Source organism: Photobacterium sp. S4TG1 (assembly GCF_036040035.1).
Classification (GTDB): Bacteria; Pseudomonadota; Gammaproteobacteria; order Enterobacterales; family Vibrionaceae; genus Photobacterium.
Window position 1 is genome coordinate 213,959 of sequence record NZ_JAYXUH010000003.1, and the last position, 22,034, is coordinate 235,992.

General features: G+C 39.0%; 14 protein-coding genes. 9 read left to right on the top strand and 5 right to left on the bottom strand.

Annotated features, from left to right (window positions below; all coding sequences use genetic code 11):
- The first annotated feature begins 138 nt into the window (after positions 1-138).
- The 6 genes from VXS03_RS06585 to VXS03_RS06610 all read left to right on the top strand — a co-directional run bounded on the left by VXS03_RS06585 (position 139) and on the right by VXS03_RS06610 (position 7,691).
- Complete coding sequence (locus VXS03_RS06585) at positions 139-1,554, top strand: SLC13 family permease (protein WP_327762723.1); 1,416 nt, start codon at positions 139-141, stop codon at positions 1,552-1,554.
- 31 nt (positions 1,555-1,585) lie between these two features.
- Positions 1,586-2,911, top strand: coding sequence for an ATP-binding protein (locus tag VXS03_RS06590; RefSeq protein WP_327762725.1), 1,326 nt, complete (start codon positions 1,586-1,588; stop codon positions 2,909-2,911).
- A gap of 12 nt (positions 2,912-2,923) precedes the next feature.
- Positions 2,924-3,397 (top strand): response regulator, encoded by a 474-nt coding sequence (locus tag VXS03_RS06595; protein ID WP_327762727.1) that lies wholly within the window; start codon positions 2,924-2,926, stop codon positions 3,395-3,397.
- 144 nt (positions 3,398-3,541) lie between these two features.
- Complete coding sequence (locus VXS03_RS06600) at positions 3,542-6,118, top strand: zinc/cadmium/mercury/lead-transporting ATPase (RefSeq protein ID WP_327762729.1); 2,577 nt, start codon at positions 3,542-3,544, stop codon at positions 6,116-6,118.
- A 389-nt stretch (positions 6,119-6,507) separates the two neighbouring features.
- Positions 6,508-7,275, top strand: a complete 768-nt coding sequence (gene udp, locus VXS03_RS06605; protein WP_327762731.1) for a uridine phosphorylase — start codon at positions 6,508-6,510, stop codon at positions 7,273-7,275.
- Between the two features lie 185 nt (positions 7,276-7,460).
- Entirely contained in the window at positions 7,461-7,691 is a 231-nt protein-coding gene (locus VXS03_RS06610) for a hypothetical protein (protein WP_327762732.1), read from the top strand.
- A gap of 103 nt (positions 7,692-7,794) precedes the next feature.
- Here VXS03_RS06610 and VXS03_RS06615 read toward each other — a convergent pair whose 3' ends face one another.
- The 3 genes from VXS03_RS06615 to VXS03_RS06625 form a co-directional block, all read right to left on the bottom strand.
- Positions 7,795-8,961, bottom strand: a complete 1,167-nt coding sequence (locus tag VXS03_RS06615; protein ID WP_327762733.1) for a Card1-like endonuclease domain-containing protein — start codon at positions 8,959-8,961, stop codon at positions 7,795-7,797.
- A gap of 302 nt (positions 8,962-9,263) precedes the next feature.
- Positions 9,264-9,914 carry a LysE family translocator gene (locus tag VXS03_RS06620; RefSeq protein ID WP_107275746.1) on the bottom strand — a complete coding sequence of 217 codons (651 nt, stop codon included), beginning with the start codon at positions 9,912-9,914 and terminating at the stop codon, positions 9,264-9,266.
- Positions 9,915-10,177: 263 nt separating this feature from the next.
- Positions 10,178-10,369, bottom strand: coding sequence for a hypothetical protein (locus VXS03_RS06625; RefSeq protein WP_327762736.1), 192 nt, complete (start codon positions 10,367-10,369; stop codon positions 10,178-10,180).
- Between the two features lie 225 nt (positions 10,370-10,594).
- On the opposite strand from VXS03_RS06625, the gene VXS03_RS06630 reads away from it, so the two are divergent.
- The gene (locus tag VXS03_RS06630; protein WP_327762737.1) at positions 10,595-12,853 is read left to right on the top strand and encodes a peptidase U32 family protein; all 2,259 of its coding nucleotides are present in this window, start codon (positions 10,595-10,597) and stop codon (positions 12,851-12,853) included.
- Between the two features lie 100 nt (positions 12,854-12,953).
- On the opposite strand, the gene VXS03_RS06635 is transcribed toward VXS03_RS06630, so the two are convergent.
- Positions 12,954-15,593 (bottom strand): molybdopterin-dependent oxidoreductase, encoded by a 2,640-nt coding sequence (locus tag VXS03_RS06635; RefSeq protein WP_327762739.1) that lies wholly within the window; start codon positions 15,591-15,593, stop codon positions 12,954-12,956.
- A gap of 578 nt (positions 15,594-16,171) precedes the next feature.
- On the opposite strand from VXS03_RS06635, the gene torC reads away from it, so the two are divergent.
- On the top strand, positions 16,172-17,344 hold the full coding sequence (gene torC, locus VXS03_RS06640) for a pentaheme c-type cytochrome TorC (RefSeq protein ID WP_327762741.1): 1,173 nt from the start codon (positions 16,172-16,174) through the stop codon (positions 17,342-17,344).
- Positions 17,345-17,430: 86 nt separating this feature from the next.
- On the opposite strand, the gene yccS is transcribed toward torC, so the two are convergent.
- The gene (gene yccS / locus VXS03_RS06645; protein WP_327762742.1) at positions 17,431-19,602 is read right to left on the bottom strand and encodes a YccS family putative transporter; all 2,172 of its coding nucleotides are present in this window, start codon (positions 19,600-19,602) and stop codon (positions 17,431-17,433) included.
- 312 nt (positions 19,603-19,914) lie between these two features.
- Between yccS and helD the strand changes: the two genes are divergently transcribed.
- Positions 19,915-21,996 (top strand): DNA helicase IV, encoded by a 2,082-nt coding sequence (gene helD / locus VXS03_RS06650; protein WP_327762744.1) that lies wholly within the window; start codon positions 19,915-19,917, stop codon positions 21,994-21,996.
- The last annotated feature ends 38 nt before the right edge of the window (positions 21,997-22,034 follow it).

Consider the following 22,034-nt stretch of genomic DNA (forward strand, 5'->3'; position numbering starts at 1 on the left):
TTAGCTTGTAGATGCGTATGTATAGCAACAGTTGTCATTTACCATCCACTGTAATGTTAGTTTAGCCATTACACTTCACCTTTAGGTTAAGGAAAATAAAGGTGATGGCGTTTTTATTGTTTAAGGGAATAATGCTCTATGCGTCAGAATCTTCGCTATATCATACCTATTTTAATTCCATTACTTATCTTATTGTTACCAGCATCTGCCTTTCCTCTTGAAGGGTTAACTGTTATTCAACAACGTGTTATTGCTATTTTCTTACTAGCGGCATTGTGTTGGGTGATGGAGCCCATTCCTATTTATGCAACGTCAGTTGTGATCATTGTGTTGGAATTATTGTTACTGTCAGATAAAAGCCTCTATCTATTTAGGCTTGATCAAGGGCAACCTCATTTTGGTAATTTGATGAGTTATAGCGAAATAATGGCGACCTTTGCGAGTCCTATTATTATGTTGTTCTTAGGTGGTTTCTTTTTAGCCATGGCAGCAACCAAATACCGTTTAGATGTCAACCTAGCTCGAGTGTTATTAAAACCCTTTGGGCACCAACCTAAATATGTCATGTTTGGCTTAATGCTGATCACGGCTATCTTCTCTATGTTTATGTCAAACACCGCAACAACAGCGATGATGCTTTCTATTTTAGCACCAGTTATTACGTTGTTTGGTGCTAAAGATCCAGGCAAAATAGCGTTTGCTTTATGTATTCCTGTTGCGGCTAATATTGGGGGAATCGGCACGCCTATTGGAACCCCGCCAAATGCTATCGCGTTGAAATACCTAACAGGAGAAAATCTGATCACTTTTGGTGAATGGATGTTCTTTGGTGTGCCATTTGTAGCGGTGTTATTGGTATTTGCATGGTGGTTGATCAATGCTCTTTATCCTGCCACTCAGCAATCAATTGAACTGACTATTCAAGGTAAGTTTCTTAAAACACCAAAAGCGATCACTGTTTATGTGACGTTTGCTGTCACTATTATTTTATGGTTAATGGGCTCAATGCACGGTATGAACTCTTATACTGTCGCTTTAATTCCTGTGGCGATTTTTTCGCTAACAGGGATCATTAATAAAGAAGATCTTAAGAAAATATCATGGGATGTTCTATGGCTGGTATCGGGTGGTATTGCGCTTGGTTTAGCCTTAGATAAAACTGGGCTGGCTAAATTAGTGGTGCACAGTATTCCATTTGATCTTTTCTCTCCTTATGTGGTCTTGCTAGGGGCGGCACTTTTATGTTTATTAATGGCTAACTTTATGTCTCATACCGCTACGGCAAACTTACTTATGCCAATTATGGCGGCATTAGGAACCTCAATGGTGTCGTTAGCGCCTTTAGGTGGTGAAGTGACATTGATTTTAGTGGTTACTTTTGCTGCATCGCTTGGTATGTCATTGCCTATAAGTACACCGCCGAATGCGTTAGCGCATGCAACAGGGCATGTTGAAAGTAACCAGATGGCTCGCGTTGGTGTCATTATTGGTGTAGTTGGTGTGTTGTTGAGTTTTGTGATGATTTGGGGACTACAGCTCATCGATCATATTTAAGGATAATGCGATGTAATTCAAGGATGTTGGCATGAATCAACCCAAAGCTCTACGAAGAATAATTGATACCTATTTTCAAGATCCAACCATGACTATGGCCGTTGTCGCGGGCACTGAGGTTTTACGCCAAGATGGGTATAACGATCGCTTATATTGGGTAAAGCAAGGCGAGCTATCGGGGTATTTAAAAAGTGAAGAAAATGATTTAAGTGCTCAAGTGTTTGTTGTGAAAGAAGGGATGTTTTTTGGTGTCCACAGTTTTTTTGCACAAACACTTGTTGCTTCAACGACTGTTGTAGCTGAAAAAGACAGTGAAATTGCTTGGATTGATCTATCTACTCAAGCGATTGAACCTGAGCATTATGGTCCATTGGCAGAACAATTTATGCCTGTGATGGTACATGAATTGGCAATGCGACAAATGCTAACGGGAATTGCGGCGTTAGAAAAAGAAAAAGCACTTCAAAAACTGTATGCCACGGAACAAATGACGACTTTAGGTCAATTAGCCGCAGGTATTGCCCATGAACTCAATAATGCGATTGGTGTTATCAGCAGTAAAACTGAGAATATTCAAACCGCGATCAGTCAGTTTGTTGGCGACAATCAGCCTCAAATGATGCCATTTTTACAATATGGTATCGATCACGGTCAAAGTATAAGCTCGGCAGAAGTTCGTGAGCGTACCAAGGTCTTACAGCTGCAATATCATTTGAGCCGAGAACAAGCACGTACCCTTGCTCGAGCATTACCGAGTGGGGATGTACCAGCTAACTGGCTTGATGATATTAATGCTGCACTTGAGTGTTGGGACAGTGGACGCGATTTGCGTGATATTCGACTGGCAGCGCGCCATGCTGCCAGCATTGTACGCTCGGTAAAGCAACTGGGTGGTGGTGATCACGCTCGTATTCCTGATGTTGATATCAATGATACATTACATAAGTCATTGGCGTTATTACAGAGTAATTTGCGCGCAGTTGATGTGGTACTTCGACCTGCAATTTTACCGCCAGTCACGGCTAGCGTTACTGAGTTGGTGCAGATTTGGGTTAATTTAATCAAGAATGCGTGCGATGCAATGGAACATACTGAAAATCCACAAATTGAAATCGCAACGCGAAGTGTAAAGAATAAGGTGTTAGTTACGATCACAAACAATGGGCCAATTATTGATGAAGCTACACGACGTAAAATATTTAATCCGAATTTTAGTACCAAAAAAGGCGGTTTATCGTTTGGATTAGGATTGGGATTGGCCATTGTTCAACGTATTGTTAATAGCTATGGCGGCACAATAGTTGTTAAAAGTGATCACCAACATACAACATTTAGAATTAAGCTACCGATAACGTAAGGGACGGTTATTATGGAAAAAATCACTATTATTTGCGTTGATGATCAACGTGAAGTACTAAGTGCAGTATTAAAAGATCTCGCTGAATTTGAGCCCTCTTTTTTATTGGAAGATTGTGAATCAGCTGATGAAGCATTAGCGTTAATGGATGAGTTGGATGCTGATGGTCAGTTTATTGGTGTGATTATTTCTGATCATGTTATGCCAGGAAGAAGTGGTGTTGAATTATTGACTGCTGTGGCAAACGATAGTCGCTTTATTCATACTAAAAAAGTGCTATTAACAGGTCAAGCAACTCACCAAGATACCATCGCTGCGATTAATAAAGCACGTATTGAAAGCTATTTTGAAAAGCCATGGGATACTGAGGTACTGATTAACTGTGTACGAACTTTAGTGACTGAATATATTTTTGATATGGGATTAGATTACACACTTTGGGGTGATGTACTTGATAATAATATAGTTTTAAGACGTTTACGTTAGTTTTACTCTAAGGGTGCTACGGTATTTTTACTTATTTATGATAATTATTATCACTTAACTGTGATGAGTTGCTTGACCTTGGTCTTAACTCAAAGGTTTATAATCATTAATAGTAAAACCGAATAGCACCCAAGGAGAACGAAGATGTGTGCTCAATGTCATAATAAAAAAGATCATATTCATACTGTAAAATCAACTGTTGCGAATAAAGCGACCGTTACAATGGTTGCTGCAACAGCGGATTGTTGTTCAAGTTCAAGTGTCAGTACTGATTGTTGCTCTACGAATAAAGATTCTGATGGGTATGGTGATAATGATACTGAAGGTCCCGCGGCTGGTGGTTGTTGTTCAACACCAACACGTGATGCGATCCATTCTGTAGCCAATAAAAGCAGCTTTACCATTATCGGTACGCATATTGCTGGTTGTGATCAGCCTGCGCAAAACAATAACCATTTTGATCACGACGAAGATGGCGTTAGTGCACATCAACACCATGATCATGACCATAGTAAACATGCTAATACTAAGCAATGTTGCTCAACACCTGCAATGAGTAAAGAACAAGAATTAGCGTTAGAAGCGTCTCTAACTAATGATACTCATGGCACCACTTTTAGCTGGAAAGTATTGGGCATGGATTGCCCTAGCTGTGCAGCTAAACTTGAAAAAGCAGTAATGTCATTAGCTTCAGTTGATACAGCTAAAGTGATGTTTGCGACTGAAAAGTTGATTGTTAATATTCACGCTGATCAACAACTTAATATTGAAAGTCTTAAATCTGAGATCGAAAACAAATCACAACAGACAGGTTTTACTCTAGTTTCTACTGCCACAAAAACGGCAGATTTACCGACTCAATCTTTTTTACGCCAACATCTCGCTGTAATAGTTATTGCATTGATGATGGTGGTTGCCTTTATTTTAAATAAAACGGTTTCAGCAGAAGCTGGGTTATTAGCGTTCACATTGACGACTATTGTCGGTTTATTTCCTATTTTAAAAAAAGCGGTTATTTTAACCAAATCAGGTACCCCGTTTTCTATTGAAACATTAATGTCAGTGGCGGCGATTGGTGCGTTATACCTCGGTGAAACTGCAGAAGCGGCAATGGTTATCTTTTTGTTCCTTATCGGCGAACAACTTGAAGGTTATGCCGCTTCTCGTGCGCGCAGTGGTGTGAAGGCATTAATGGATTTAGTGCCAGAAGAAGCAACGGTCATTTTAGCGGACGGTACAAAAACCAAACTTGCAGCCGCTGAGTTAAAACCTGGGGATGTGATTGAAGTTGTACCAGGTGAACGTTTACCTGCTGATGGTCAAGTGTTAGATGTTATCGCCAGTTTTGATGAGAGTGCATTAACCGGGGAGTCTGTACCTGTTGAACGTACACCTGGCGAAAAAGTCATGGCGGGTAGTATGGCATCCGATAAAGTGGTGCGATTAACAATCATTTCAGCGCAAGGTGACAATGCTATCGATCGTATTTTACATATGATTGAAGATGCCGAATCACGCAAAGCACCCTTAGAACGTTTTCTTGATAAATTCAGCCGTTGGTATACACCAAGTATGATTTTATTAGCCGCATTGGTTGTGGTCATTCCGCCATTGGTGTTTGGCCAGTCTTGGGATGAATGGATTTATAAAGGCTTAGCGTTACTATTGATTGCTTGTCCTTGTGCGCTGGTTATTTCAACACCCGCAGCTATTACGTCGGGTTTGGCTGCTGCTGCGCGTCGTGGTGCATTAATTAAAGGTGGTGCTGCGCTAGAACAGTTGGGTCATATCGAAGTGGTTGCGTTTGATAAAACAGGTACCTTAACCGAAGGAAAACCTGTTGTGACGAATATGATTTGTTGGGATAACGATGAAGATAAATTATTACGTCAAGCAGCAGCGATTGAAGCTGGTTCATTGCATCCATTAGCCAAAGCTGTGGTTAATCGAGCGCAACAACAGCAGGTCACTGTTGTTGAAGCAACTGAACGTGAAACTTTGGTTGGTCGTGGTATTCAAGGCATCACTGAAGGCGATAAGTTCTTATTATGTGCAGCTGATCGTTTACCACAAGATATTGTGCTCACTGAAATACAACAACAGCAAGCAACAGCATTAGAAAATGAAGGTAAAACGTTAGTGGTTGCTGTTCGTAATTCATACCCTGTTGGCTTGGTAGCATGGCGAGATAACTTACGTGAAGATGCATTAGTTGCAGTTGAAAAACTTAAACAGCTTGGTATTCAATCGGTCATGTTAACTGGCGATAATACTCGCGCTGCTGCTGCAATTGCGAAAGAGATCAATATTGATTTTCGTGCCAGCTTATTACCAGCAGATAAAGTCACTGAAATTCGTAAACTGAATGACGAACACAGTGTAGCCATGATTGGTGATGGTATTAATGACGCGCCGGCAATGAAAACTGCAACTATCGGCATCGCGATGGGCGGCGGTACTGATGTGGCACTGGAAACTGCTGATGCAGCGATTACGCATAATCGTTTGGCTGAATTGCCTGTAATGATTGAGCTATCACGAGCAACGTTAAACAATATTCGTCAGAACATTGGTCTTGCTCTGGGGCTTAAAGGTATTTTCCTTATTACCACTATTTTAGGTGTAACAGGATTATGGGTCGCGGTATTAGCCGATAGTGGTGCAACAGCATTAGTGACTTTAAATGCATTACGCTTATTACGTTTTAAACCTAAGCAATAATTGGATAAATAAATAATATTATTCGCTGAATAACGAAGAGCAGAATGGCTTTAATACCATTCTGCTTTTTTATTTATGGTTATTATTGAATATTAATAAAAGCGGTAAACGTTATGCTGAAGTTACGATTTTTTTGTGATGGGCTCGATAGGAAAACGTTTTGTTGTGATCTTGATTCAATTATTTTGTAACTAAAAATTATATTGCTTTTGTTTAATGTGATTTAACTCACTAAAAACAGTCTCAGCTTCCGTTATCTTTACATTAGATTTTGACAGACGTTGTTGTTATGTTGCGTATTACGTTTGCTGTCAAAAAACACAATAATTAACGATAATTATCCATCTCTGTTCCTACAATCAGAGCGATTAAATTTAAAGGGTATCATTATGTCTGACAATAAAGTGTTCCACCTAGGTGTTAATAAAGCGGATCTTAACGGTGCTGAATTAGCAATTATTCCAGGTGATCCTGCTCGTGTAGAAAAAATTGCCAACCTAATGGAAAACCCTGAATTCCTAGCAAGTGCACGTGAATACACAGTATACCGCGCGCAGTTAGATGGTAAGCCAGTTGTTGTTTGTTCTACTGGTATTGGTGGTCCATCAACATCTATCGCTGTTGAAGAGTTAGCACAATTGGGTGTTAATACTTTCCTTCGTGTAGGTACAACTGGTGCTATTCAACCAAACATTAATCCTGGTGATATGATTGTAACTACGGGTTCTGTACGTCTTGATGGTGCAAGCCTTCACTTTGCACCAATGGAATTCCCAGCGGTTGCTGATTTCACTGTTGCAACAGCGATGAAGCAAGCATGTGATGATGCTGGTGCGACAGTGCATACTGGTGTTACTGCTTCTAGTGATACTTTCTACCCAGGCCAAGAGCGTTACGACACATTCTCAGGTCGTGTAGTACGTCGTTTCCAAGGATCTATGAAAGAATGGCAGGAAATGGGTGTGCTTAACTTTGAAATGGAATCTGCAACACTATTAACTATGTGTGCAAGTTCTGGTTTACGTGCAGGTTGTGTTGCGGGTGTTATTATTAACCGTACTCAAAAAGAAATTCCTGATCACGCAACATTAAAAGAAACTGAAGCGCGCTCAATTAAGATTGTGGTTGAAGTTGCACGTCAGATGCTAACTAAATAATCCGTTTTCAATAACGCGAGTTATTTAATATGTATGTTAGAAAGCCGATAGATTACTGTCGGCTTTTTTGTGTTAAAAGTATGCTGATATAATACAGACAATACGATGACGTAGTGAGGGAATTTAACCATTAGGTTATTTCTGTTGTAGAATAGTATTTCGTAGAGCTTAGTGAAGTTATAAACATGATTGATTATAAAATTATATTTCCAAATGGACGTCAAGATACCATAGCATTACCAATCTCTCCTGTATTACAGATGAAGATTGTTTATTTAGATGATGTGTTTGTTGTAAGAGATATTATTGCAACAGTAGGGGAAAGCATGACCACAGTAACACTGATTTTAGATGATGGTCAGCACCACACACAGAAGCCACAAGCCGCAGGGATTGTTTTTAATCGTCTTGGGTAAGTTATTCCAAACAGCATTAAGCGATTTTCAAAATTTGATTAAATAAAAAGGCCTTAAGAAGGCCTTTTTTGATCGTTACTCTTTTTTATTCATGATACACAGCTTAGGCTGGGTTATGTGCCTGACCACCTGCACCTTTAAGCCAATCATGTAGGTGAGTGTATAACTCTCCTAGTTGATCTGGACCAATGATCGCTAATCCTAAATCTTGCGCTCGAACGAGATCATGGTGACGCAAAGGACGGAAGCTCACTAGCATTGCACGTGCTTGTAGACCACCTAGTAAGTCACGTAAAGATTCTAGCTTGTACAAGGTATCATCGCCATCATCACGCATACCTTTGGTCTTACATTCAATGATGTGCAGTTTATTGTTAACGATAGTTGCTACATCAAGCTCATTACGTACTTCACGCTCACCAATTTTACGGTAAACCTGCACTCCTAAAGAGTGATCTTGAATCGTTGGTAATTCATTTTGAATTGCACGAACAGTACTGTGCACAAGGCTCTCTAACCATTCGCCATTAGCAAAGCGACGCGCTTCTTCATGTTTAAATGTCAAAATACCATCATGGTATGTTGCAAGACCTGTTTCTTCTAGATCGGTGAGTAGTGTCCCGAGTTCTTTATAGCCCTGCTGCTTTTCACTTAGAGCAACGGTAAGTACTTGCTCTTTACGGCACGTGGTCGCGAGATAGTTTAGCGTTGCTAAGCCTGGACCTAATTCTAATGCAGAACTCGCCCAACGCTGGCCTAATTCCCATAATTGATCGTTAAGAGATTCTGGCATTGGATTATCAGATAGCTCACAACGCGCACCAAAAATAGTTAAATAATCAGAAATTTGAATACGATCTTGTACTTGTTGTTGTTCGCGATCATTAGGGAATAACCAGCACATCTCATCACTGAATGGTTCAATGACATAGATTGGCCAATGAAAAGAACGGAAAACTTCATAAGCAGATAATAGACGGTGACGTAAACCACAGCTTGCATTAAACCAAACATCACGGCTGTCTTGCTTCAACTGATCGGCTAGTTGGTTCAAGCGTTGTCTAATTTGAGTGACATTAATGATGTCGGGAATAATGAAAAATTCAACAATAATATTACGTGAAGTTAAGATAGAAGCGAGTCGCTCATATTGTTCTTGTTGTTTTTCTGTACCAATAAAAACCATTTTATCGGCCGGTACAGCTTCGTCTAATAATGGAGTAATCAGGCGGACGGGATCCTGATCAATAATGCCAACGTGAGTAATCATAATAATCCTTAATGCGCCCAACATACTGGGCGTAATATTGTGATGCGCATTAAATAAAAGAAATGCAAAAGTAAGCGTGCGCACACATCTATAAGGTAAGTATATGAGGTTTTTTAGTGTGAAATTCAAGTCAAAATTTATAGACTAATAATTCACATATAAATCGAGAATATTACTTATTCAGTTATTCTATCTAATAGTCTATTTTTAATCGTTTTTTTTATCTAAATATCGAAATTTTCTAAAACGCCATCATTATTAATGGCGCTTTTTTTGTTGAAAACATAGTTACCAATAATAAATTACATGCTTGGTGGGGTTGGTAATTGTGAGGCTAATAGCCAAATAGCAAGAATGAAGAAGATTAATCCCATAAATTTATGCTGGTTATTACGGAATTTTTCATTTTTGAGTAGTGACTGACCGAATACGCCAATGGTCGTAACGAGGAATAAATTAAATAATAATCCTAGAACATTAAGTAATAATCCAAGGACTAACATTTGTTCACCTGATGATGTGGCAACATGAGTTGAAACAAATTGTGGTAAAAATAAAACGAAGAAAATGAGTGCTTTAGGATTTAATAAATTGGTAAATACAGCTCGACGGTAAAGTGTCGATGCCATTTTATTGGAATGCTCTAATTCTTGAGGTGCATCATCAGGATGGGTGCGCATGCAATCCCAGCCCATTTTTAATAAATATGCGCCGCCAACTAAGCGTAAAACGTGTAAAGCTATCGGGTTCATCGCAATAAGTGCTGAAACACCCAGAGCCGCTAAAATAGTTAATAAAATACCAGAGGTTGCATTACCTAAACTTGCATAAATACCGACTTTGCGACCGTAAGTTAAGCTTGAACTGGCAATAAGTAGCATGTCAGGTCCTGGAATGAGGAGTAGAGCAATCACAGCGGTGAGGTAAAGAGGTAATACATTTAAATCAATCATGGTAAAAACAACGTTATAGTGTAGAAGTCTATATTTTACACAATAAATAGTTCCATTCCATGAGTTACAAGCAATAGGGAGTGTTTTTTACTACTTTGGCTTGATGGTTTATGTTAATCGTCTGTTTTACGTTACTGGTTTGTTAATGGTGATGAGGTTATTTGAACATTCAGCTGAGAGTAAGACTGATCACTCACAATAGAAATACCGTTGATGTGATCAGTAAATCATGGTTTTTGTTGGTCTATTTTGACTAACTATTATTATGCTTTATTGCTGTGGAAATGAAATCGTTCATGAAAGTAAGCTTTTAAATGTTCTTCCATATCGTGAACTTTATTATCAATCGCATCGCACAATACCGCATCGTTATTCATTGCATTTACGCGGTTGATAACCATTTCTTCGATGGCTGATTTTTGTGTTTCTGTTAGTTGTGACTGTTGAGTTGTCATTATTTTTATCCTTAGAGAAGATATGAGCTCATAAAATATAGCGCGCTATGCATAATATCGATAATTATTTAAATAAGGAACATATGTAAAAATTGTTTGCGGATAAAATAGTTATATCTGTGCGCTATAAGCTGTGATTTATCTTCCAAAATTGGACTTAATCGCTCTCGTGAGTAGAATAGCCGTTCACAAAATTGATACGTTTTTTGAAAGGCACGGTTATAAATGGGTAATAACGCGATGAGAAGTAATTTTGAGTTGTTAGCTCCAGGTGGTGATATAGAGTCGATTAAAGCGGCCATCGTTGCTGGCGCGAATGCTATTTATTGTGGATTAGATAATTTTAATGCCCGTAATCGTGCAACGAATATTACTTTTGAAGATTTAAATGGCATTGTCCGTGTTGCACACCAACGTGATTGTAAGATTTTTCTTACGCTAAATATCATGATCTTAGAAAGCGAAATTCCCGCGGTTATTCGATTATTAAATAAATTAGTTAACACTAAAATTGATGGTGTGATCTTACAAGACTTAGGGTTATTTCATCTTATTAAACAGCATTTTCCAACCCTTGATGTGCATGCTTCAACGCAAGTAAATAGTCACAATGAAGGCCAAATATTATTTATGGGGCAGCTTAATGCAAGCCGCGTAAACTTATCTCGTGAACTAAATATCAAAGAAATAAAACACTTAGCACAATTTGGACATCAGCATAATGTGTTAATGGAAGTGTTTGTGCATGGCTCATATTGCATTGGTTTTTCTGGTTTGTGTTATATCAGTTCGGCTAAAAATGGTAATTCAGGTAATCGTGGCCGTTGTAGTCAGCCTTGTCGAGATCAATACCAAACTACCGCCGCTGGTAAAGATTACCCGCTTAATATGAAAGATAATTCTGCTTTTTCAAATTTAGAAGCCTTGGCTGATGCTGGAGTGTATTCCTTAAAAGTAGAAGGGCGTATCAAAAAATCACATTATGTTTATACCGTAGTGGATAATTGGAGTCGTCAATTAGACAATTTTTGTAACCAAAAGCCATTATTGGCAGATACGCGTGAGTTATATACTGTCTTTAATCGTGATTTCTCTAACTCATATTTAATGGGGGATATTAATAAAGCGATGTTTATTGATAACCCTCGAGATAACTCTGTTGATCATTTTGCACAATTGTCTAATGCGACATCAGAAACGGCGATACAAGCGGTTAAACAAAAATTATATGATGATAAAACGAATATAATTCAAACTGTTGAAGAGCGAATTGCTGATTTAGATATTAGTTTATTAGCCTTAGAATTGACTATTATTGGCCAGGTTGGACTGCCACTTATTATTCAAGTAACGACACCGTTACAACAGTTTGAAGTCGCATCAACTTCGTTATTACGTCAGTCTGATAATACAGTGCTTGATAGTGATTGTTTTGAAAAACGCTTCCGTAGCTTAAATAATGGTGAATACCTGTTGTCACCAATGGATTTAACGCAATTAGCAGCGGATGTGGTGGTGCCGTTTAAAGAATTAACGCAAATGCGAGATCAGATTGCATGTGTATTAAATGGTGATCAGCCGCTGGTGGAGCCGTTTGAGTTACCAAAAGTTGTGCGAGCGCCACAACCAACACTAACACCGTCGCTATCTGTATTGATTGCTAACCCTGCCGATATTGACGCGGTTAGTCAGCCAAAAACTGTAGTGTATTATCAGTTGCCTGAAGCGATGGCGATGGAGGGGTTAAAATTAGTTAGCCTGTTTCAAGAACATCCACAGCTTATTCCTTGGTTCCCAGCTATATTGATTGGTGATAACTACCAAGCCGCTGTTACATTCCTTGAGCAAGTTAAACCATCACGTGTTGTGACTAACAATAGTGGTGTCGGTTATGCTGCCCACCAATTAGGCTTAGCGTGGATAGCTGGCCCTCAAATGAACATCAGTAATAGTTTGAGCCTTGAGTGTTTACAGCAAGAATTTGGTTGTGTAGGTGCGTTTATTTCAAATGAGATTAAACGGTCGCAAATTAAACCCATTGCTGCGCCTGCTGGGTTTGAATTGTATTACAGTATTTATCATCCAATGATGCTATTAATGAGCCGTCAGTGTTTATTCCATCAAACAGTCGGCTGTAAGAAAAAGCGTTTTGACGATAAATGCTTACGTAAATGTGATAAGTCAGCATCGATCATTAATCTGACGGAAGCGTCATTTGTGGTTGATAAACAGCGTGGCGATCATAATGCGTTATATAACCCAAATAACTTCTTAAACCTTGATATTGTAGATGAGATTAAGAATAAGTTTTCAGGATTTATGATTGATCTACGCAATATTAAAACCGACACTCAAGTGACAGTAACCAAAGCAGAATTAACGACGTTATTTAGCCAGTATCTTATGGGTGATAGTGCTATTCGTGATGAGATTGAAGCAGTTATTATTGGTAATACTTGTAACCAATACACCAAAGGCTTATAACGGCGAGCAGTAAATAAAATCGACATATTACTATGAATAAAGCCCCGCAGGAGATTAACCTGCGGGGCTTTTTGTTATATAAATAATAATGGACTATTAATTATTTTTTCGCATTTTCTTGTAGGAAATCAAGTACAAGTTTACGGTCTGTTGCATTTAGACCTGCACGTGGGAACATACTGTTAGTAATACCTTTCCACTGTTTGTAAGTGAAGTCACTTGGGTGTGGTGCTGCGTGACAAAGGGTACAGCTACCGTAGAATAATTTCTCACCAGGAGATTGCTCTGGGCCTTGCTCTGCTGCAACGGCTTTTAAGCGTTTACCTAATTGTAATGACCAGATATCAACTTGATAGTCAGTCTTAACAATTTTTGGTGGAGTGTAAGCCTGGTTTGGTGTTTCTACGTCAGTACATTTCTTAAAGTAAGCTAAACAAGTGTTTGCACTGGTTGCTTGTGCTAAACCACTGGTTGGTTGGCTACTTGTCAGCATGTTGATTGAACCTGAGTTACAACGGCCTTTGCTATCAAGTTGTAGCCATGCGCCTTCGTGGATGTAAATAACACCCGGCATTGCTTCATCAGTGATACGAGCACCAGCTAGTAGTACACCACGGTCATTGTAAACTTCAACCACATCGCCATCTTTTACGCCACGTTCTTCAGCGTCTTTCTTATTGATCAGTACGATTTGGCGACCATCAACAGACTCATAGCTATTTACATCCGCATTTGCCATTTGTGAGTGCAAACGCATCCATGGGTGTGGGCTTAATACGTGTACTTGGCCTTTCTTAGCATTACCTAGCCATTCAAATGGTGGAATCCATTGTGGCATTGGTGGACAACTATTGGCTTTAAATCCAGCAATAGTTGAGCTATATAATTCGATTTTACCACTTGGTGTATGCAAGGGGTTCTTAATCGGATCAGCGTAGAAATCACCATGACGTACAAAGCTATTTGCAGCTGCTGGCGTTGATACGTGAGTGATACCATTTTGCCAGAATGTTTTGAAATCATCTGTTGCATCTGATGCTTCATAAGAGGCTTTAACATGTTGGTACATTGTTTTACCTTCGGTAAATTCTTTATGTACGTTAAACATGAAAGCAAGGCGTGAGAAGATTTCGTAATCATCAAGACTTTCACCTACTGGCTCAATAACCTGACGCATTGCGTAGATTTTATTGTTGCTGTAAGTACCGCCAGATGAAATATCATCACGCTCAAGTGTGGTAGTTGTTGGCAGAACGATATCGGAATATTTCGCTGTTGCACACCACCAAGGTTCGTGACAGATAATGGTATCGATATTATCGTTAAGCGCTTTAATTAATTCGTTAGTGTCTTGTTGGTGAGACAGTAAGTTATTACCTGCGTTATAGATAAGTTTTGCTTTTGGTAGGGTTAGGTTTGAGCCATCACGAGTGTATGCTTTACCTGGGTTTTTCAGCATATCTGAAACCATTACCACAGGACATGTCTTAGTGATAGGGTTACGACCTTGTGATAAACCGATAGGCATACGCTTACCAGATGCTGGCATACCACCATTACCATAGTGCCAACTAAAGCCTGCACCTTCACCTGGCTTACCAATTTTACCCGCAATCGCTGCAAAGTTGATAATAGCCCAGTGGATCATCTCACCGTGGTCAGCACGTTGTAGTGCCCAACCTGCAGCAATTTGGGTACGTTTAGTCACACAAAGTTCAGCAAGCTCTTTAATTTTAGCGGCAGGTAAACCTGTGATTTCTTCAGCCCACTCAGGTGTTTTAACTACACCATCTTCGTCACCGATTAAGTAAGCTAGGTATTTATCAAAGCCAACGGTGTATTTATCGATGTAAGCTTTATCGTGTTGACCTGTTTTGTATAAATGATAAGACATTGCAGTAAATAGAGCAGTATCCGTATTAGGACGGATATTGATCATTTCACTACCAACGGCTTTATCTGTTTGGGTTTGTTGAGGGTTTATAGAGACAAACTTAATCCCTTTTTCCTTAAACGCTTCCCAGTGTTTTTGCATAGAGTGATCAGCAACACGGAATTCTACACGGTTGGTTTTCCATGGATCACAACCGATAAAAAGAACAACCTCAGTATTTTTTTCAACAATTTCCCATGCAGTTTGTGGTGAATATACTTCCATATCACCGATAACATGTGGAAGAATAACTTCAGAGGCGCCAGCAGAGTAGTCACCCGCACAAATACTTTGGCCACCAATAAGGTTAAAGAAGCGACCTTGCAATGTTTGAGGACGGTTAACACCACAGTGTGACCAACCACCGTATGACGAGCTAAATACAGCTTCGTTACCGTGTTTTTCAACAGTACGCGCGATGCAGAATGCGGTTAACGCGATAGCTGTGTCCCAGTCAACGCGAACAAAAGGTTCTTTACCACGAAGGTGTGGGTTGTGATCACCTAATGGATCTTCTAGTAGTGATTTACGTACCATTGGATATTTAATACGTGTATCACTATAAGTACGACTTAACACACCTTTGGTTAACATTTCTGTCGGGAAAGGGTCGACGTCATTAATAGGCTGAACACCAATTAATGTACCGCTTTTAACCACTGCTTTAAACGGACCATAGTGAGTAGCTGATGGAATGGTAATTGTATCTGATGCAAATACTTTTCCAGCAGGAAAAAGGGTGAGTCCGTTAGCAGCGATGGCCGTTGCTACTGAACCTTTTAAAAAGTTACGACGTGATAGGGTCATGTTTATATTCCGAAGACAAACCGAATAAGTAAGCATTAAAATGATATAAAAATCATTTTAATATTTATCGGTATAGTGATCTATTATTTGACTTATTTCTTGATAGGCTACACGGAAATATAAAATATATTAGGCTGCTAAATGGAAAATAAGTTACCACAAAAAAGCACTACAATAAGTAATGTTTAATGCTCTATATAAATGGAAAAATACTTAGCACTGCAACTAAAAAGTGATTGATAACTATTCTCGATAGTAATAATGTAAAACCCTATTTACCGTATAGTTGTCGGTATTTAAAATGTCTAATATATTGATTTTATTTGATTTATTCAATATGGGTTTTATAAAGTAGAGCTTGTTGTATTTGCAGAAAAACATTATTTACAGATTAAATATAATTAGAACGCTAATTAAATAATAAGTATTACAAATTGTAACATAAATATATTTTCAATTGTGTTTAGAATATTTATTTATATGAATCAATGGCGTTGCCCTGTTAATATTCAAATGTTAGTTTGTGCGCAACTCTTTTTTTAACGTTGTTTTGACGTTTAATTCATTTTGGACCATCCATGAAGAAACTATGGCGTTTTTTAGTAAAGCCAAGTAGTCGTTATTCAGTATTAGCGATTGCAGTTGTCTGTGTGATCATAACATTGGCAGGCGTGTTTACCTTTCACGAATCAATAAAGTTTAGTTCGACTACTGAGTTTTGTACTTCATGTCACTCAATGAAAGAAAACTACAACGAATATAAAACTAGTATCCACTACAAAAACGCATACGGTGTCCGTGCTGAATGTCGTGATTGCCATATTCCAGAAAATGATCCGATTGCTTTCATGAAAGCAAAACTAGGCGGTGTTGGCGATATCTACAGCGAATTTATTAGCAAAGATATTGATACTCCAGCTAAGTTTGAAGCAAACCGTTTACGTATGGCTCAAAACGTGTGGCGTATGATGGCTGAAACAAATTCAGCGACATGTAAGAGCTGTCACTCATACACTGCAATGGATCATGCGAAGCAATCTCCTGCAGCGGCAGCAGCAATGACCACTGCGGCAGCAAAAAATATGAACTGTATTGAATGTCATAAAGGTATTGCGCACCAGTTACCGCATATCAATAATGACTTCCAAGCAACGTTCAAACAATTGACGATTAATGCTGGTGAGGCGCCTGCGGCTAAAACACTTTATACGTTAGCATCGAAAAAATTGTATACCACTGACTCAGCATCAGGTGATGCGCAAGGTCAATTATACCCTGCATCAAAAGTTGAAGTGCTAGGTACAAGTGGTGACATGATTAAAGTACAAATTACCGGTTGGCAGCAGCAAGGTTCAACAACTGGTATGTTAGTACAAGACATGGCGAAACAAATTCAAACTGTCTCTTTAAATGCAGACTTACAAAAGTCAGCAACTATCTTACAAACAGTGAAAGCTAAAGATGGTCAGACATGGCAGCAAGAACAAGTATCAGCGTGGATCACTCAGCGTAATATGCTAGCAAGCATGAAGCCTATTTGGGCATACGGTAAAGAGATCTTAGATGCAAGTTGTAATCAATGTCATGCTATTCCAGATCCAAAACACCTAACAGCAAATGGTTGGGTTCAGGGTCTAAAAGCGATGCAACAATACTACATGCTTAATAAAGATGAAGAGCGTACATTACTGAAGTATCTTCAAGATAATGCGAAGGATGCACCAGTAGCTGCACCTCAAGCTGCTCAATAAAATTGAGATAATAAACTTTATCTTTGACTAATAAAAAGCCTGCGTTTAGCGCAGGCTTTTTTGTGCGTGATTGTTTTTATTTTGCTTTACTTTGCGATAGCAATCGCATTTGTTTGAGGTGAAAGGTTATCACCTAGCGCATGAAGTTCAGGCAGCATGCAGTGAATCAAATGCAGTTGTTGTAATACCATGCGAGTTGAGGTGCAATCTTCATCTCGCCATTGTCCCAAACGTTGCTCGAGACTGAGGTTTAATGATGGTGATGTTTCAATAAGAGAACCACTAAGTTGCGATGATATACATTCTAAATGATTATGAATTATACGATGAGCTTCTGATACTAACTGATGGGTTTGATTATCTTGTAGCTGAGTACGATGGGCACCGAGTGCAGAAATATAGCTCAACATAGCATGGTTTAATGTCAAAAAACGAAAGCTCTTATCCGTATCTATTTGGTATTTATCAGGCTCTGCTAGCATATTATTGATAGCCGTACTCAGTTGTGCGTCTTTATTGTGAGCTTCACGACGTGCAATACGATAATTCATATTATCGCGTTTACCAATACGGTATTGAGCAATGATTTGTGCTAAGTAATCTTTATTGGCAAGCGTGGCTTCTGCCATTACTTTATGTAAACGTTTTGATTCCCAATCAGGCAAGATGAAACTGACGGCTAATACGGCTAATAAACAGCCCAGTAATGTATCACCTAAACGCGGTAGAATAACGGCAAAACCTTCTCCTAATTGGTTAAAACAAAACAACACTAATAATGTGATAAAAGCAGTTGCCCAATCATATTTTACCGCCCTAAAGGCAAAGAATAGCACCCCCATTAGCACCATGAGAACTAATTGGCCTTCTTGACCTGGAAATAAATACAGTAGGGGGATGCCCGCAAGTAAGCCGCCTAAGGTACCAATAACACGCTGTACTAGCTTTTGACGAGTGGCGCTATAGTTCGGTTGGCATACAAAGAGGGTCGTTAATAAGATCCAATACCCACGTTGAAGATCTAGCACTTGAATAAAGCCATAGCCCACAATTAATGCAATTCCCAAGCGAATAGCATGACGAAATAACATTGAATCAGTATTAAGTTGACTGCTAATACGCTTCCACATTTCTTTGATGCTGTGCGCTTCAGTATCTACTAACTCAATATCAATTTGTTGTTCAATGTGCTCTGCATCTGGATTATTAATATTTTGTAGTTGCCGTTCTACTGTCGCTAAATTATTAAATAAATAATCCAATTGATTCAGCAGTAAACGCCATTGCGGGTTGTTTTGTTGTTTGAGGTAATTCAGGGATTGTTGCAGTTCATCTAACGCACTGATGGAATCAGAACCATGATGATAGGGCTTACCTTGTTTTAGCGCATCAGCAATGCCGTGACAAGCTTGAGCCTGTACGTGTAATAAACGTTGAAAGCGAAATAAGACATCACTACGCTGAAAAGCTAACGCCAGTTCTCGATAACGATAATGTGATGAACTTGCGCGTTCATGGATATCTTGCGCCATAAAATAAATTTTAAGGAATTTATCACTTTGACCACGGCCTGCACGATGTAGCAATGTCATTTTAACGGCGTTTAATGCGTTAACGACTTTAGCATTTTGTTTGGCTGCTTGAATTCGAAATGGATGTGAGGTGAGATCAACTACCGGCTCAAATAATTTACTTTTATTATCGAGATAGTAACCAAATTCAGTGAACACATTTGCCAGCCCTTGTTGAACCGGTTGATTGGGCCATAAAACATGCCATAGCAAAGATAGCATTCCATACCAACAAGCGCCCGCTAGCAGTAACATTGGTTGGTACCAAAGATCAGCGCTGCTATTTGCGCCAAGCATGGTGTAAACCGCCAATAATAATGAGGCAAATGCGATATTGGCATAACGAGGCCCCATAGCCCCCAACATAATAAAGCCAAAGGTTGAACTAAATAATCCGATTGCAAATAAAATGGGGTAATCAAAGAGAATTTCAATCGAAAGAGAGGCAATTAAAAAGCAAATTAAAGTAATGGTTAAACCTTTAATACGGCCTGTTAAATTGTCATCAGATTCAGCCAGTGCTGCAGCAATAATACCAAGTACAAGTGGGGTTACTGCATGATTTGCGCCCAGATACCAACAGGGTAATACAACGCCAACTAAAGCAATCAATACTCGAATTGAATAATTGATTCGGTCATTAACCCAATATTTGCGGAATTTTACGTGTAACTCTTTAGTTTGCATGGATATTAACAATCTTCTGATAATAAGGAATGGAGAAAACGATAGAATCATCTAACGTTATAAAAACGTGACTAAAGATAACAGATATCTTGTTATTGCCGATCAAAAAAATAAACTTTTAGCTCATGGAATAATATTTAGTCAAATAGACGTTTCAATACTATGGCTACACGAGAGTTATTGATACTCTAAGTAACATTATCCCGATAAGCGGGTGACAAGTAATGATTCAATTGAGGTTGGTGACGCTGTTATCAGCCAGTAATGAGTGTTACAGCCTAATTAAAGCATGGAACAATTGGTGGAATCACAATGCAATTAAGTGCCAGTCGACTAGCACAATGGCTAGTTCAAGGTGATTATTACAGTATCGCTTTAGACGGTAATAGCTTGGTATTAGATAGTCAGACTTCTTCTGACGTTATCTCTTTTGATGATTGGGATGGTTCGATTGAAATCCATCGCGGTGTATTATGGGGTGCGCTTGAGCTTACGTCTTCAAACCAACAATACTGTTGGACAGTTCACGGTTTACCTTGGCACGAATGTAAGTCTTTCGCGGCATTTTTAGTCCGTAGTTATCAAGATTGGGCACAAAGCCGTGTTGATAAACTAGATTCGATGTTGCCAGAAATGTTGCAACGTATCGCTTTGTTTTCTAATAAATCAGGGTATTTACGTCATTCTGAACATCATGAATTACATCAGTTTCTTAATGATGGTTTAGCCAACTCAGACTTAACGCCAGAGCTTGCTGCAACATTTAGACCTCGTAGTTTTGAAAAAATATCACCTTGGCTTGGTGAGCATCAAGCGTGGGTTGAAGAACACAATCAACAGTGGTTAACACAACAGTCGCAAAAATGGGGCTCATGGTTTGATAGCTTTGAGAAATCACCATTAAATGAATCACAGCGTTTAGCGACTTTGATTAACCAAGATTATAATTTAGTTCTCGCTGGCGCAGGTACGGGTAAAACCAGTGTTTTGATTGCGCGCGCAGGTTATTTAATTGCGAGTCAAGCTGCCGTGCCTGAAGATATTCTAATGCTGTCATTTGGGCGTAAAGCTGCTGATGAAATGGCTGATAGACTAAAAGAGAAAGTCAGCGATCGCGTTAAAGTCGCAACGTTCCATAGTTTGGGATCGCAGATTATTCGAGATGTTGAACTAGATAAACCTAATGTAGCTTCAATTACCTTAGATACGCGTGCTCGTAGTGCATGGCTTGCTCGCATGTTAATTGAACAATGGAATAATACGACCTCTGCCAATAAGTGGCAGCGTCACCTTACGCAGTGGCGAGTTCCTGGGTTTAGTAAAGAAAACTCAATGGAACAACAAGCGGAAAATGAGCAGTTACAAGCTTGGGTGTGGCGCCATATTGAGTTATTAGGCCAGTCAGGGATGAATAAGGAATCATTGCTTGAGGCTATTCAAAATAATAATAATCCTGCAATGCGACCTCGTATGAAAAGTGAGTTAACATTGTTATGGCCATGCTATCAGGCGTATTTGCAGCACTTGAAAGTGAAAAAGCAAATTGACTTCAATAGTATGATTGAAGTGGCAACTGAGTATGTTAAAACGGGTAAATTTATCTCACCATGGCGTTATATTATGGTTGATGAATACCAAGATATTTCGCCACAACGATTAGCATTGATTGATGCTTTATGTCATCAAAAAATTGTAGGACATGCAACATCAACATTATTTGCAGTTGGCGATGACTGGCAGGCAATTTACCATTTTGCGGGTGCTGATGTTAATTTAACCACTGATTTTGAAAGTCGTTTTAGTAATAGTCGTATTACTGAACTTTCTACCACATATCGCTTTAATAGTATGATTGGTGAAGTGGCAAATGTATTTATACAACAAAATCCATTCCAAATTAAAAAGCAATTAACCAGCTTTACTAAGCAGAGTAAAAAAGCGGTTACCTTATTGGCGACTGATTTATTGCCACAAGAGTTAATTCGGTTAAGTAAGCATTACGAGAAGAAGACAACGACAGTACTTATTCTTGGGCGTAATAATAAGCAAAAACCAGAGAAATTTGAAACATGGAAGAATCAGTGGCCACAACTTAACTTGGAATACATGACGTGCCATTCAAGTAAGGGACGTGAGGCTGACTATGTATTTATCGTTGATGTAAATAAAGGTATTTTCCCGTCGCCAGATCGTGAAACGGGATTAGCTGCCATTATGCAATCGCGTACTGAAACTTATAATGATGCAGAAGAGCGCCGCTTATTCTATGTTGCATTAACGCGAGCTAAAAAACATGTGTGGGTATGCGCTGATCCTGACAAGACATCACCGTTTATTAATGAATTAATTGAAGATAAATATCCCGTCAATAATAAAATTAAACGCACTAAGTAAATATTATTAGTTGATTGAAGCCCTGTTATTATGATTGC